The organism is Nocardioides pollutisoli, assembly GCF_040045055.1.
Taxonomy (GTDB): Bacteria; Actinomycetota; Actinomycetes; order Propionibacteriales; family Nocardioidaceae; genus Nocardioides; species Nocardioides tweenelious.
This window is the reverse complement of record NZ_JBDZDU010000001.1, coordinates 1,579,568-1,592,800: the sequence shown is the minus strand read 5'-3', so window position 1 is coordinate 1,592,800 and position 13,233 is coordinate 1,579,568. Positions and strand designations below refer to the sequence as shown.

At 72.5% G+C, this 13,233-nt stretch carries 15 protein-coding genes; 6 read left to right on the top strand and 9 right to left on the bottom strand.

The window, feature by feature from the left end:
- The first annotated feature begins 10 nt into the window (after window positions 1-10).
- From ABLE68_RS07780 to ABLE68_RS07770, 3 genes are read left to right on the top strand one after another with little or no spacing between them, the layout of a single operon-like run.
- Window positions 11-1,648: an ABC-F family ATP-binding cassette domain-containing protein gene (locus ABLE68_RS07780; protein ID WP_348870745.1), complete on the top strand. Its 1,638-nt coding sequence runs from the start codon at window positions 11-13 to the stop codon at window positions 1,646-1,648.
- A gap of 12 nt (window positions 1,649-1,660) precedes the next feature.
- On the top strand, window positions 1,661-2,458 hold the full coding sequence (locus tag ABLE68_RS07775; RefSeq protein ID WP_348870744.1) for a glycerophosphodiester phosphodiesterase family protein: 798 nt from the start codon (window positions 1,661-1,663) through the stop codon (window positions 2,456-2,458).
- A gap of 9 nt (window positions 2,459-2,467) precedes the next feature.
- A complete protein-coding gene (locus tag ABLE68_RS07770; protein WP_348870743.1) occupies window positions 2,468-3,406 on the top strand; it encodes a DUF5926 family protein in 939 nt (312 codons plus the stop codon).
- Between the two features lie 101 nt (window positions 3,407-3,507).
- On the opposite strand, the gene ABLE68_RS07765 is transcribed toward ABLE68_RS07770, so the two are convergent.
- The 3 genes from ABLE68_RS07765 to ABLE68_RS07755 all read right to left on the bottom strand — a co-directional run bounded on the left by ABLE68_RS07765 (window position 3,508) and on the right by ABLE68_RS07755 (window position 6,100).
- Window positions 3,508-4,425, bottom strand: coding sequence for an adenylate/guanylate cyclase domain-containing protein (locus ABLE68_RS07765; RefSeq protein WP_348870742.1), 918 nt, complete (start codon window positions 4,423-4,425; stop codon window positions 3,508-3,510).
- 7 nt (window positions 4,426-4,432) lie between these two features.
- Window positions 4,433-4,804, bottom strand: coding sequence for a Crp/Fnr family transcriptional regulator (locus tag ABLE68_RS07760; RefSeq protein WP_348870741.1), 372 nt, complete (start codon window positions 4,802-4,804; stop codon window positions 4,433-4,435).
- Window positions 4,805-4,876: 72 nt separating this feature from the next.
- Window positions 4,877-6,100, bottom strand: a complete 1,224-nt coding sequence (locus tag ABLE68_RS07755) for an arginine deiminase (protein ID WP_348870740.1) — start codon at window positions 6,098-6,100, stop codon at window positions 4,877-4,879.
- 96 nt (window positions 6,101-6,196) lie between these two features.
- Between ABLE68_RS07755 and ABLE68_RS07750 the strand changes: the two genes are divergently transcribed.
- Together ABLE68_RS07750 and ABLE68_RS07745 are read left to right on the top strand one after the other, a co-directional pair.
- Window positions 6,197-6,640 (top strand): YciI family protein, encoded by a 444-nt coding sequence (locus tag ABLE68_RS07750; protein WP_348870739.1) that lies wholly within the window; start codon window positions 6,197-6,199, stop codon window positions 6,638-6,640.
- Window positions 6,637-7,854 carry an RNA polymerase sigma factor gene (locus ABLE68_RS07745; protein ID WP_348873245.1) on the top strand — a complete coding sequence of 406 codons (1,218 nt, stop codon included), beginning with the start codon at window positions 6,637-6,639 and terminating at the stop codon, window positions 7,852-7,854. The genes ABLE68_RS07750 and ABLE68_RS07745 overlap by 4 nt, the downstream gene beginning before the upstream one ends.
- On the opposite strand, the gene ABLE68_RS07740 is transcribed toward ABLE68_RS07745, so the two are convergent.
- The 4 genes from ABLE68_RS07740 to ABLE68_RS07725 are packed head-to-tail and all read right to left on the bottom strand — an operon-like array spanning window position 7,829 to window position 11,149.
- A complete protein-coding gene (locus ABLE68_RS07740) occupies window positions 7,829-8,419 on the bottom strand; it encodes a TMEM165/GDT1 family protein (RefSeq protein WP_348870737.1) in 591 nt (196 codons plus the stop codon). The genes ABLE68_RS07745 and ABLE68_RS07740 overlap by 26 nt on opposite strands.
- Entirely contained in the window at window positions 8,419-9,579 is a 1,161-nt protein-coding gene (gene larC, locus ABLE68_RS07735) for a nickel pincer cofactor biosynthesis protein LarC (protein WP_348870736.1), read from the bottom strand. Before larC ends, ABLE68_RS07740 begins: the two co-directional genes overlap by 1 nt.
- Entirely contained in the window at window positions 9,576-10,259 is a 684-nt protein-coding gene (gene larB / locus ABLE68_RS07730; protein WP_348870735.1) for a nickel pincer cofactor biosynthesis protein LarB, read from the bottom strand. Before larB ends, larC begins: the two co-directional genes overlap by 4 nt.
- A 50-nt stretch (window positions 10,260-10,309) precedes the next feature.
- Window positions 10,310-11,149: a prephenate dehydratase gene (locus ABLE68_RS07725; protein WP_348870734.1), complete on the bottom strand. Its 840-nt coding sequence runs from the start codon at window positions 11,147-11,149 to the stop codon at window positions 10,310-10,312.
- A gap of 64 nt (window positions 11,150-11,213) precedes the next feature.
- Here ABLE68_RS07725 and ABLE68_RS07720 point away from each other — a divergent pair, with 64 nt between their 5' ends.
- On the top strand, window positions 11,214-11,600 hold the full coding sequence (locus ABLE68_RS07720; protein ID WP_348870733.1) for a DUF4446 family protein: 387 nt from the start codon (window positions 11,214-11,216) through the stop codon (window positions 11,598-11,600).
- Between the two features lie 3 nt (window positions 11,601-11,603).
- Here the strand turns inward: ABLE68_RS07720 and ABLE68_RS07715 are convergent, their stop codons facing one another.
- Entirely contained in the window at window positions 11,604-12,272 is a 669-nt protein-coding gene (locus ABLE68_RS07715; RefSeq protein WP_348870732.1) for a sortase domain-containing protein, read from the bottom strand.
- Window positions 12,273-12,288: 16 nt separating this feature from the next.
- Window positions 12,289-13,200, bottom strand: coding sequence for a MarR family winged helix-turn-helix transcriptional regulator (locus ABLE68_RS07710; protein WP_348870731.1), 912 nt, complete (start codon window positions 13,198-13,200; stop codon window positions 12,289-12,291).
- Between the last annotated feature and the right edge of the window lie 33 nt (window positions 13,201-13,233).

Here is a 13,233-nt window from a genome sequence, read left to right as displayed (position 1 = left end):
TGATGACGCCGTGAGTGCCACCCTCGTCGCCAAGGACCTCGCCGGCGGCCACGGCCACCGGACTCTCTTCGAGGGACTCGACCTCACGGTCGCGCCCGGGGACGTGGTCGGGGTCGTCGGCGCCAACGGTGCCGGCAAGTCCACGTTGCTGCGGATCCTGGCCGGCGACCTCGAGCCGCACGCCGGCTCGGTCTCGACCGCGCCCGCCGACGCGTTCGTCGGCTGGCTCCCGCAGGAGCACGAGCGGATCCCCGGCGAGACCGTGGCGGCGTACGTCGGCCGCCGCACCGGCGCGACCGCGGCGACGGTCGCGATGGAGGCGTCCGCGGAGGCCCTCGGGAGCGACCGGCCCGGAGCCGACGACGAGTACGCCGTGGCCTTCGACCACTGGATGGCCAGCGGCGCGGCCGACCTCGACGACCGGCTCGCGCCGATGCTGGCCGACCTCGGGCTCGACGTCGGTCCCGACGCCCTGATGACCTCGCTGTCGGGGGGCCAGGCGGCCCGGGCGGCGCTGGCGGCGCTGCTGCTGAGCCGCTTCGACGTCGTGCTCCTCGACGAGCCCACCAACGACCTCGACCTGGCGGGCCTCGAGCGGCTCGAGGAGTTCGTGCGCGGTCTGCGCGCCGGCGTCGTGCTCGTCTCCCACGACCGCGAGTTCCTGGCCCGGTGCGTCACCCGGATCGTCGAGCTCGACCTCGTGCAGCAGCAGGTCACGGTCTACGACGGCGGCTACGACTCCTTCCTCGAGGAGCGCGCGATCGCCCGGCGGCACGCGCGCGAGGCCTACGACGAGTTCGCCGACAAGAAGGCCGACCTCGTGTCGCGGGCGCGCACCCAGCGCGAGTGGAGCTCGCAGGGCGTGCGCAACGCGATGAAGAAGAACCCCGACAACGACAAGATCCGGCGCAAGGCCGCGACCGAGTCGTCGGAGAAGCAGGCGCAGAAGGTGCGCCAGATGGAGTCGCGGATCGCCCGGCTCGAGGAGGTCGAGGAGCCGCGCAAGGAGTGGGTGCTGCAGTTCAGCATCGGCGCCGCGCCCCGGTCGAGCGCCGTCGTCGCGACCCTCAACCAGGCGATGCTGAGGCGGGGCGACTTCGTGTTCGGCCCGGCGAGCCTCCAGGTCAACGCCCGCGACCGGATCGGCATCACGGGTCCCAACGGCGCCGGCAAGACCACGCTCCTCCAGCTGCTCCTGGGCCGTACGGCGCCCGACACCGGCACGAGCAGCCTCGGCGCGACCGTCGCGATCGGTGAGATCGACCAGGCCCGCGGCGTGCTGGCCGAGGACCGCCCGCTCGGTGACGCGGTCGAGGCCGCGCTGCCGGAGCTGTCGCCGGCCGACGTACGCACCCTGCTCGCGAAGTTCGGGCTCAAGGCCGACCAGGTCTCGAGCCTCGTCGGCCGCCTCTCGCCCGGGGAGCGGACCCGCGCGGCGCTCGCCCTGCTCCAGGGCCGCGGGGTCAACCTGCTGGTGCTCGACGAGCCGACCAACCACCTCGACCTGCCGGCGATCGAGCAGCTCGAGGAGGCGCTCTCGTCGTACGACGGCGCGCTGCTCCTGGTCTCCCACGACCGCCGCCTGCTCGAGTCCGTCACACTCGACCGTCGCTGGCGGGTCGAGGCCGGAGTGGTCACCGAGGCGTAGGACGATGGTCGCGTGAGACCCCAGGTGGTCGCCCACCGAGGCGCCAGCCACGAGAACGCGGAGCACACGCTCGGTGCCTACGTCGCCGCTCTCGACGCCGGGGCGCAGGGACTCGAGTGCGACGTCCGGCTCACCGCCGACGGACACCTGGTCTGCGTGCACGATCGCGACCTGCGGCGTACGGCGAGCACGCCCAAGCTGGTGTCCAACACCGAGCTCGCCGACCTCGACACGCTCGACTTCGCGGCCTGGAAGAACCCGTGGGCCGACCTCGACGACGAGGCACCGGCCCGCGACGAGCGGATGGACAGGGTGCTCACCCTGCGCACGCTGCTCGAGATGGTGGCCGACTACGACCGCCGGATCGAGGTGGCGATCGAGACCAAGCACCCGACGCGCTACGGCGGGCTGGTGGAGCGCCGCCTGGTCGAGCAGCTGCGCCACCTGGGCTGGGACCGGCCGGGCTCCCCGGCGCGGGTGATGAGCTTCTCGTGGACGGCCCTGCAGCGAGTGGAGCGGCTGGCGCCCTCCGTACCCGTGGTCCAGCTCGTCGACTCCGCGCGCCAGTGGAAGATGGTGTGCAGGGTGATCGGTGACGACTGGCTGGTCGGTCCCGGCATCGCCGAGCTGACCGCACACCCCAAGCTCGGGCGCCGGATCGCCGCCAGCGGGCACGACATGCACGTGTGGACGGTCAACAGCCCCCAGCAGCTCGACCTCTGCCTCGAGCTGGGCGTGAAGGCCGTCATCACCGACCGCCCGGCCTACATGCTTGACCTGCTGGACCAGCGCGAGGACGCCGCCGGATAGGTTCGCCTCATGGCCAAGAAGTCCCGCACCAAGTCCCGTGACCAGGAGTCGACCCCCGGAGAGGTGGGTCCGCGCCAGCCGTGCCCGTGTGGCTCGGGCAAGCGCTACAAGGCCTGCCACGGTGCGGCCGGCGGCGCGCCGTCCGTCTACGTCGGTCGGCCCTTCGAGGGCATGCCGTCGGAGTGCGACGTGGTGGCGATGCGCGAGCTGGTCCCGGCGGCCACGACGCAGCTCACCCTGAAGGACCACCCCGACCGCTTCGTCCAGCTGTGCTCGCTGCTGCCGATGGCGGCGCCCGCGATGGTGCGCGACAGCGGTCAGATCTGGCTCGGGCTGCAGGTGCAGCACAACTTCGGCGACCCGGCCCGCGACCTGGGTGCCGTGCTGTCGCTCGCCCTCGACGCCGAGCCCGGGATCATCGGCCTCACCGACCCGCCCGGAGAGGGCCCCAAGCTCCAGGACCTGATCAGCGACGAGTCGCTGAGCATCGCCGTCCACGAGGGCTTCGACTTCTGGATCGCCGACGTCGACAGCGACGACCGGGCCGGCCTCGCGGCCGCCCTGGACCAGGCGAACTCCGCCGCCAGCCCGAGCGCCCGGCTGACCACCGTCGAGGCGGCGTACTGGACCAACGTCGGCCCCAAGGAGCACCTGCGCTGGGTGATGCCGGAGCCCGAGGACGAGCTGCTCGACGCGCTCGCCCGGCTGCATGCAGCCGGTCAGGACGTGCTGGTCGACGACTCCCGCTTCGTCGGCATGTTCCGCGCCCACGGCCTGCTCGCCCCGGTGTGGGACCTGCCGGTCGGCACCGGCCCCGAGGCGCTCGAGGAGCCGGCCGAGCGGTTCGCCCGCGACCTCGCCGAGGCGCTCGCCGACACCAGCGACCTGACCACCGAGCAGCGCTCCGCCCGGTCGGGTCTGGCGAACCGCCAGGTCACCCTGCGATAAGCGTCACGTCGGCCGTCCCCGAGTTGGTCGGGCCCAGACCGGCGACGTAGATTCGCCCCGCTCGGTCGTTGTCGTGTCCCCCGTCGACAGCGGCCGAGCCTTCATCTTTCGGCTCTGCGCAGCACCCGCGGCTGGAGCCTGGAGTAGCCCTTGACCGGCGTCCGGCGCATCCGCCGGAAGGTGTACGCCGCCTCCTCGGCCAGCTCCTCGTGCCCGCCGTCGTCGACCAGCACCGAGCCCGGTCGGGCGACCGACGTCAGCCGCGACGCGATGTTGACGGTCGGTCCGAAGACGTCGCCCAGCCGGCTGACCACGTCGCCGTACGCGAGGCCGGCGCGGACCGCCGGGAAGTCGTCGTCCTCGTCGGCGCCGCGCTCGGTCATCAGCAGGGCGGCCTCGGCGGCGTCGACGGCCCGGTCGGCGACGAAGAGGACCTCGTCGCCGATGGTCTTGATGATCCGGCCGCCGTGGTCGACAACGAGTCCGGTCGCGGCGTCCTCGAAGCACTCGAGCCAGCTGACGAGCTCGGCCTCGTCGAGGCTCTTGCTGCGCGACGTGTAGCCGACGATGTCGACGAAGCAGACCGCCATCCGGGTCTCGGGGCCGCTGGTCGCCGACGCGTCGACCCGCGCCACGGCGCTCGCCAGGTGGCGGCGCCAGGCGTAGGACTGCAGCGACTCGACGCGCGGCAACGCGGCCGCGGCGACGTCGTCGTCGGGGGAGAGGTCGACGAGCAGCGAGGCCTGCCACTCGGCGAGCCGGGCATAGCTGCGGCCCCAGGTGCGCACCAGCGCGGCCTGCGAGTCCGTGCCGAGGATGCCCAGCTCCATCAGCTCCCGGGCCTGGCGCAGCGCGTCGACGTCGGCATCGGTGAAGGCCACGTCCTCGGCGGTCGTGCGCGCGAAGCCCAGCAACCGCCAGAGCTCCTCGGCGACCTCGAGAGAGACGCCGGCGCGCTCCGCGACCTCGCCACGGGTGAGGTGCGGCGAGCCGCCCAGCAGCAGCGGCTCGAGATCCACGGAGCGCCTACCTCGGGAAGCGCTCGAGGGCGACGGCCTCGATGGCGGCCTTGAAGGACGGCATCTCGTCGCAGAGGCGGCGTACGGCGTCGTCGGTGAAGTGGATCATCTCGAGCGGGGTCAGGGCGACGATCGAGGCCGTGCGCAGCGAGTGGTTGACGATCGCGGCCTCCCCGACGATGTCGCCCTTGGTGAGCTGGGCGATCTCGGTGCCGTGCTGGCGCACGGACACGGTGCCGTCGAGGATCAGGTAGGCCTTGTCGGCCGGGGTCTTCTCCCAGATCGGCGACCAGCCCTCGGGCACCGTGACGTGGGTGCCGGCAGCGCTGATCCGGGCGATCTCCTCGGGCGCGAACGTGTCGTAGAACGAGTCAGCCATGCGGTCCGCCTTTCGCGGGGTCGTCCCTCCACGGCGGAGCCTTCCGCGCGGTGCGCGCGGGTAAACCGTGCCCTAGTCCACCGGCAGCGGTGCGCGCGAGACCGGGCACGACATGCAGCGCGGGCCGCCGCGCCCCGAGCCCAGCTCGGAGCCGGCGATCCGGACCACCTCGATGCCGGCCTCCTCGAGGCGGGCGTTGGTCTCCTCGTTGCGCTCGTAGGCGACGGCCACGCGCGGCGCGAGGGCGAGCGTGTTGTTGCCGTCGTCCCACTGCTCGCGCTCGGCGGTGACGGGGTCGAGGCCGGTGTCGATCTGGTGGAGCGTGTCGATCTCCATCGCCTTCGCCGCAGCGACCAGGAACGGTTCGGCGTCGGCCACCGCCAGCCGGAGGTCGCGGTCGTCGTCCGCGCTGTCGGCGAGCGTCACGGCGTACGCCTGCAGGGAGTCGGCGACGTTGGGGTACATCACGATCTTGTCGACGTCGACCATCGTGCAGACGGTGTCCAGGTGCATGGTCGCGCGCTCCTGGATGATCGGTACGGCGAGCACGGTGTGCGCCAGACCGGCGTGGAAGACCTGGCGGGCGAACCGCTCGACGCCTGCGGGCGAGGTCCGCTCACCGGCGCCGACGGCGATGACGCCGGGCGCGAGCAGCAGCACGTCGCCGCCCTCCACGTGCTCCTGGTGCCAGCCGTGGATCTTGCGGGTGCCCCGGAAGCGCGGGTGCTCGGTGTAGATCAGCTCGGTCAGCTGCGTCTCGCGGGCGCGGGCGGGCATCGTCAGCGACGTGATCGCGACCCGGTCGCCCACCCACACGCTGGAGTCGCGGGTGAAGAGCAGGTTGGGCAGCGGGTCGATGAGGAAGTCGTCGCTGGCGAGCAGCGAGGTGACCAGGCCGAAGCCGCCGCGCACCTCGTCGTTGCGTACGCCGGCGGTGAGGTAGCCGGTGAGCTCCTCGGGCGACAGGTCCTGCAGCACCCGCGCGAGGTAGCCGCGCATCGTGTCGCCGAGGTGGAGACCGGCGAGGGTGGTCGTGATCGCGTGGTTGCGGGCGCTGTCGCTCGCCAGCGTCTCGGTCAGCAGGTCGGTCAGGTAGAGCACCTCGACGTCGCGGTCGCGCAGCGCCTGCGCGAAGGCGTCGTGCTCGTCCTGCGCGCGCGCGACCCAGGGGATCCCGTCGAACAGCAGCCGGTCGTTGTTGCGCGGGGTGAGTCGCTTGAGCTCGTTGCCGGGCCGGTGCAGCATCACCGTCTGCAGCGTGCCGACCTCGCTGTCCGCGCCGTGTTCGAAGACCATGGCGACCACCCTAGGCGGCGATGTCGAGAACGGTTCGACCGCTCCGTCCCAGGGGTGGATGTGCCACGGTGGGCACGACGAGCAAGTAGTACGACGATGGCGCGATACCTCGTGGGTGTGGACTTCCGGACCGGTCCGGACGAGAGCCCGATGTCCGACTGGACTCCCGAGGAGGTCCAGGCGCACCTGGACTACTACGGCGAGCTCAACGACGAGCTGACCACGACCGGTGAGCTGGTCGGCCACACGATCCTGACCGGCCCGGACCTGGCGATGATCGTGTCCTCGGACGGCCGGTCCGCGCCGGTGGTGACCGACGGTCCCTTCCAGGAGTTCAAGGAGTGGCTGGCGGGCTTCCAGATCATCGACGTCGAGACGCCGGAGCGGGCGATCGAGATCGCGGCGCTGGTCTCCGCGGTGCCCGGGCGCGGCGGGGTGCCCACGGCGCAGCCGATCCACCTGCGGCGGATCATGGACGACGCCCCGACGGACGTCGCCGAGATGACCGCCTTCCTGCGGACCGCCGGGACGAGCATCTGAACGTCCCGGGCGAGGTCGAGGACCTGCTGCGCGAGCTGGCGCCGCAGGTCCTCGGCGTGGTTGCGCGGCGGTACGCCGACTTCGCGGCCGCCGAGGACGCGGTCCAGGAGGCGCTCCTCGTCGCGGCCGAGCGCTGGCCGGACGCCGGGGTGCCCGAGCAGCCGCTCGGCTGGCTGATCACCACCGCGTCGCGCCGGCTGATCGACGCCGCCCGCAGCGAGGCCGCTCGGCGGCTGCGGGAGACCCGCCACGCGTTGGCCGACGTACCTCTCGATGCGGCTGACCAGGACGACTCGCTCGTCCTCCTGCTGATGTGCTGCCATCCGGCGCTGACGCCGGCGTCCGCGATCGCGCTGACCCTGCGCGCGGTCGGCGGCCTCACGACGGCCGAGATCGCCCGCGCCTTCCTGGTCCCGGAGCCGACGATGGCTCAGCGGATCAGCCGTGCCAAGCGGACCGTCGCTGACTCCGGGGCACGCTTCGAGCTGCCCGGGCCCGACGAGCTGCCCGAGCGGCTGCGCTCGGCGCTGCACGTGCTCTACCTGGTCTTCAACGAGGGGTACGTCGGGAGCAGCGGTTCGGCCGTGACCCGCACCGACCTGTCGGCCGAGGCCATCCGCCTCACCCGGATGGTGCATGGCGCCGTCCCGGACGACGACGAGATCGCCGGACTCCTCGCGATGATGCTGCTGCTCGACGCCCGGCGACCGGCCCGGGAGGGCGTCGACGGCGAGCTGGTGCCGCTGCCCGAGCAGGACCGGTCGCGCTGGGACCACGCGCTGGTCGCCGAGGGTCTCGCGCTGCTCGACGGCGCCGGCGAGCCGGCGGGGGAGTACCAGCTCCAGGCGCGGATCGCCGCCGTGCACGACCTGGCCGCGACCGCGGACGAGACCGACTGGCCGAGCATCCTGGCGCTCTACACCCGGCTGGAGGCGCTCACGGACAACCCGGTCGTGGCGCTCAACCGGGCGGTCGCGGTGGCGATGGTCGACGGTCCGGAGGCTGGGTTGGCCACCGTCGACGAGGTGGCCGCGCGGCTGGGTGAGCACCACCGGCTCGACGCCGTCCGGGCGCACCTGCTCGCGTCCGCCGGCGACCCGGCGGGTGCGGCCGAGGCGTTCGAGTCGGCTGCCCGACGTACGACGAACCTCGCGGAGCGCCGCTACCTCGAGGGCGAGGCGGCCCGGGTCAGGAGAGCAGCTCGTACGCCGTGACGGCGGCGAGCAGGAGGCAGACGCCGGCGCCGACGTAGTGCAGGACGTGCAGCTTGACGAACTTCTGCAGCTGCCGGCCGGCGATCACCGCGAGGCCGCTGACCAGCAGCAGCGCCGTGAGGGCGCCGATGAAGACGGAGACCGGCGCTTCGTACTTCGCGACCAGCGAGATCGTCAGCAGCTGCGACAGGTCGCCCCACTCGGCGGCGAAGAGCACCAGGAAGCTCGCGAGCACCGCCCGCCAGCCGTGCACGTCCTTGGTCTCGATCTCCTCGTCGGACTCGGCCGCGGCCTGGTGGCTGCGGCCCTCGCGGATCAGGATCACCGCCCCGACCAGGAACATCAGCCCGGCCGCCGCCTGCACGACCTCCTCGGGCAGGAACGACACCGCGTGGCCGAGCAGCACGGCGACCAGGGTCTGCACCAGGAAGGCGAGCCCGACGCCGATCCAGACCAGGATCGGGCGGTACTTCGTCGCGAGGACGAGCGTCGCCAGGAAGGTCTTGTCGGGCAGCTCGACCACGAAGATCGCGACGAAGGTGAGGCCGATGACGACCGGGTCCATCAGAGAAACTTTCTGGCGAGGGAGGTCGCCTCGGCGAGCACGTCGCTCACCGGGCGTCCGAGCTCCGTCGCGGTGCGGACCACGTCGTCGTACTCGGGTTGGGCGTTCACCACGACGCCGTCGTGACGGGCGAGCTTCACGGCCACGGTGTGGCCGTCGATCACCACCTCGACCATCTCACGGTCGAGCGCGTGCTTGGTCAGCGGCTGCTCGCGCAGGCCGATGGTGGAGGTCTGGCGGAAGATCGCCGCGCGTACGTCGCCCGCGCGGCTCGCGTCGACCAGCGCGCTGAGCGTGTGGGCGGGCCGTCCCTTCTTCATCAGGATCGGCGTCAGCCAGGCGTCCGACGCGCCCGCCTCGAGCAGCGCCGCGATCACGTTGGGCCAGACCCGAGGGTCGAGGTCGTCGACGTTGCACTCCAGCAGGAGGGGCCCTGAGCCGGCGGTTGAGGAGGGACGAAGTCCCGCCTCGAAACCCCGGAAGAGCCGCAGCACGTTGGCGTGCCCCTCCGGGTCCCGCCCGCCCGCACCGACGCCGATCGCCTCGACCGTCATCGCCGGCTGGGGACCCCACGACGTGGCGAGCGTGGTCAGCAGGGCCGCGCCGGTCGGGGTGCAGAGCTCCATCGGGACGACGCCGGCGTGCGTCGGGACACCGCGCAGCAGCTCGGCGACGGCCGGCGGCGGGACCGGCAGGGTCCCGTGCTGCGTCTGCACGGTGCCGGACCCGACCGCGACCGGCGAGACGGTCACGGACTCCGCACCGAGGTGGGCGAAGCCCGCGCAGACGCCGACCACGTCGGCGATCGCGTCGAGGGCACCGACCTCGTGGAAGTGCACGTCGTCGGCCGGCATCCCGTGCACAGCGCCCTCGGCGACCGCGAGGCGCTCGAACACGGCCAGTGCCGTGTCGGAGCCCGCGAGCATGCCGCGGATGTCGCGCCAGGTTCGGTGGTGGTGGGACTCGCTGATCTCGACGTGCACCCGGGTGGCGGCCAGCCCGCCCCGGCGTACCTCCTCGACCCGGAGGGTCACCGGCTCGGGCGCGACCGCGTCGACGGCGTGCTGCAGCACCTCGACCGGGACCCCGGCGCCGACGAGCGCGCCGAGCAGCATGTCGCCGCTCGCGCCGGAGGTGGCATCGACCCAGAGAGAGGTCATCGAGCGCTCTGCCGGGCGACGCGCGCGGCGTGGACCCCGGCGCCGTAACCGTTGTCGATGTTGACGACCGTGACGCCCGGAGCGCAGGAGTTGAGCATCGCGAGCAGCGCCGCGACGCCGCCCAGCGAGGCGCCGTACCCGACGCTCGTGGGCACCGCGACGAGGGGCACGCCGGTGAGCCCGCCGACCACGGACGGGAGTGCGCCCTCCATGCCGGCGATGACGACGAGGCAGTCGGCCTCGGCGAGCCGGTCGCGTACGCCGAGCAGCCGGTGCAGTCCCGCGACGCCGACGTCGTCGATCCGGTCGACCGCGGCACCGTGGACCCGGATGGTCAGGGCGGCCTCGGCCGCGACCGGGGCGTCGGACGTGCCGGCGGCGACGACCGCGACCGTGCCGTGGGTCGCAGGCAGCGGGCCGAGCGTCACCGCGCGGGCGACCAGGTCGATCTCGGCGTCGGGGAGCGCGTCCGCGACGACGTCGAGCGCCTCGGGCGAGAGCCGGGTCGCGAGCACCGCGCGCTCGGGGTGCTTGTCGTGCAGCGCCCGGAGGATCCCGACGACCTGGTCGGGCGTCTTGCCGGCGCCGTAGACGACCTCGGGGTCGCCGGTGCGCGCCGCGCGATCGAGGTCCACGCGCGCGAAACCGAGGTCGGAGATCCGGGGGTCCTGCTCTTCCACGGCCCCGAACCTACCGGGCGGCCGGCAGAGCGTCGCCACCGTCCGGCCGGCTAGGACTCCGCCCGGAACGCGTCCGCCGGGTAGACCCCGAGGATCTTCACGTCGGTGGTGTAGAACGCCAGCTCCTCGAGCGCGTTCCGCAGCCCGACGTCCTCGGGGTGCCCGTCGACCTCGGCCAGGAACTGGGTGGCGGTGAACTCCCCGCCGACCATGTAGCTCTCCAGCTTGGTCATGTTGACGCCGTTGGTCGCGAAGCCGCCGAGGGCCTTGTAGAGCGCGGCCGGCAGGTTGCGGACGTTGAAGATGAAGCTCGTGACGACCGGTCCGTTGCCCGGCGGCGCCTCGACCAGATCGCGGGAGAGCACCACGAAGCGGGTGGTGTTGTGGTCCTCGTCCTCGACGTCCTCAGCGAGGATCTCCAGTCCGTAGATCTCGGCCGCGAGCGGCGGCGAGATCGAGGCCTGCGTCGGGTCGTCGTACTCCACGACCTCGCGGGCGGAGCCGGCGGTGTCACCGGAGATGACCGGCTTGAGCCCGTGCTCGCGGATGAACCTGCGGCACTGGCCGAGCGCGTGGACGTGGCTGTGCACGGTGGTGATCTGGTCGAGGGTCGTGCCCGGGATGGCCATCAGGCAGAAGCGGATGCGCAGGAAGTGCTCGGCGATGATGTGCAGGCCGGAGTCCGGCAGGAAGTGGTGGATGTCGGCCACCCGGCCCGCGATCGAGTTGTCGATCGGGATCATCGCCAGGTCGGCGTCACCGGCCTCCACGGTCGCGAAGACGTCCTCGAACGACGCGCACGGCACGGACTCCCAGTCGGGGTAGTGCTGCTTGCACACCATGTGGGAGTTGGCGCCGGGTTCGCCCTGGTAGGCGATGCGTCCTGTCACGCCGCACATGCTCCCACGGGCGGGGCAACGCGATCCGGCGCTGTCCGTTACCTAGGCTCGGTGCGTGGAGATCGTCGCTGTTGCCGTCGCTGTCGTCGCCCTGCTGATCGCGTTGGTGACGCTGCGCCGTACCGCTCCCCGCAAGGGCGACGGCGTCGACGCGCTCCCCGAGGACGTGCACGGCCTGCGCCAGGAGGTCGCCGCGCTGCGGGCCGAGGCGAAGGACGCGCTGCGCCACCTGTCGGTGGTGCGCTACGACGCGTTCGGCGACATGGGCGGCCACCTGTCGTGGTCGCTGGCGCTGCTCGACGACGGCGGCCACGGCGTCGTCCTCACCTCGATCAGCGGACGCAGCGAGGCGCGCACCTACGCGAAGAGCATCACCGGCTGGACCTGCGAGCAGCAGCTCTCGCCCGAGGAGCTCGAGGCGATCGAGCACGCTCGCCCGTAGGCATCACTGCCCGTGCGGGTGCAGCTTGTGCCAGTAGGGGTTGTGCACCCGGCGGACGAGCACGCCGATCTTGTCGATCCGGTGCTCCGGGTTGCCGAAGCGGTCGGTCCAGTAGTTGCCGCGTGCGTGGTCCTCGGGCGTCGCGCACGTCGAGATGGTGATGTATCCCTTGCGCGGCTCCTTGCGCGGATGACCAGGCACGGCGGCGCGCTGCCGGTGCAATGACTTCTGCGACCGGAACGACACCCAGCGGGTGCCGGTGACGCGGTAGATCCAGCGCCACGGACCGCTGTCGACGATCACCTTGTCGCCCCGGTGCATCGAGGGCGTCTGCCGGAAGATCCCGCCGTGCGAGGTCCGGTGGGCGGTCACCTGGTAGTTGCCGATCCCGCCCACGCCGGTCCCGCCTTGGGGGCCGTACGGCGCCGCGGCGATCCCTCGGTTCTGGATCACGGTGCCGGGGCCGTCGTCGGTCTTGCCGCGGTAGGCGACCACGCGGAGCCGGTGGACGTGGGCGGTGGGCATCGTGATCCGGGCGTCGCGGGGGTGCCCGTCGCTGTAGCGCGGTAGGTCGTGGTTCTGCTCGCCGCTCGCTGCGGCGGAGCCCGCGGGTGCCCCCACGAGGACGACAGCAGTGGCGGCGACGGCGATCAGGTGGCGTGTGAGGGGCATGGCCCGCCTTTACCCGTTAGGGGGCGGTGATGAACCGGACCAGGTAGCCGGTGAGTCGCTTGCGCTCCGCGGCGGTCAGCATCGCGAGGTGGGCGGCCGTCAGCTCCTCGCTCAGCACGTGGGCCTGCTCCGCGACCTCCGCCGCCTCGGGGAGCAGGTGGAGGAGCTGGGTGCGGCGGTCGGTCTCCAGCCGCCGCCGCTCCACGAGCCCGCGGCGCTCCATGTCGTCGACCATCTGCACCACGCTGGCGCCGCTGACGCCGAGGATCCTGGCCAGCTGGGCCTGCGGGATCGGTCCGGCCTCGTTGAGCGCGGCCAGGCAGCCCTTGTGGCGGGGCTCGATCCCGAGCGGTGCCAGCGCGGCCGAGAAGTCGCGGTGCAGCCGGAAGTGCACCCGGGTGATCAGGAACGCGACGCTCTCCAGCAGCGGCGCGGGGGTGTCCGCCGCGAGCTCGCCCTCCGAGATCCGCACCAGCATCTGGCGGAGCTCCTCGTGCTCGTCGATCGTGAAGACCGAGGTCAGGGCGTCGTCGAGGTCCTCCACGTGCCGGCGCCAGCGCCGCGCGGCCGCGGCACCCTCGGCGGTGCGGGTGAGGGCGTAGGACCGCCGGTCGTCGGGGTTGCGGACCCGGGTCACCAGGCCCTGCGCGGCCAGGTCGGCGGCCACCTTGACGACGGTGGTGCGGCTGGTGCTGATCGCCGCGGCGATCGACTGCTGGGTCCGGGTGATCCCGCCCGCGAGCGAGAGGAGCGCGGCGTACTCGTGGACGTCGACGCCCGGAGGGAGCGTCTCGGCGAGGGCCGCGTGCACCCGCGCCGCCGCGCGCCAGAAGAGGTGGCCGTCGTTCTGCGCGAGGGACGGCAGCAGCTCACGGCTGCCGGTCGGCTCGGGCAGACCCACGTGACCCATCTCCTGATCGTTAGCCACTTGACGATTCTTCGATCCAGCGTATCGTACTGG

Coding starts and splice junctions, on each gene's coding strand:
- ABLE68_RS07770 (WP_348870743.1), top strand. CDS start 2,468: ATGGCCAAGAAGTCCCGCACCAAGTCCCGTGACCAGGAGTCGACCCCC.
- ABLE68_RS07760 (WP_348870741.1), bottom strand. CDS start 4,804: ATGGCTGACTCGTTCTACGACACGTTCGCGCCCGAGGAGATCGCCCGG.
- ABLE68_RS07755 (WP_348870740.1), bottom strand. CDS start 6,100: ATGGTCTTCGAACACGGCGCGGACAGCGAGGTCGGCACGCTGCAGACG.
- ABLE68_RS07750 (WP_348870739.1), top strand. CDS start 6,197: ATGGCGCGATACCTCGTGGGTGTGGACTTCCGGACCGGTCCGGACGAG.
- ABLE68_RS07740 (WP_348870737.1), bottom strand. CDS start 8,419: ATGGACCCGGTCGTCATCGGCCTCACCTTCGTCGCGATCTTCGTGGTC.
- larC (WP_348870736.1), bottom strand. CDS start 9,579: ATGACCTCTCTCTGGGTCGATGCCACCTCCGGCGCGAGCGGCGACATG.
- ABLE68_RS07715 (WP_348870732.1), bottom strand. CDS start 12,272: ATGCCCCTCACACGCCACCTGATCGCCGTCGCCGCCACTGCTGTCGTC.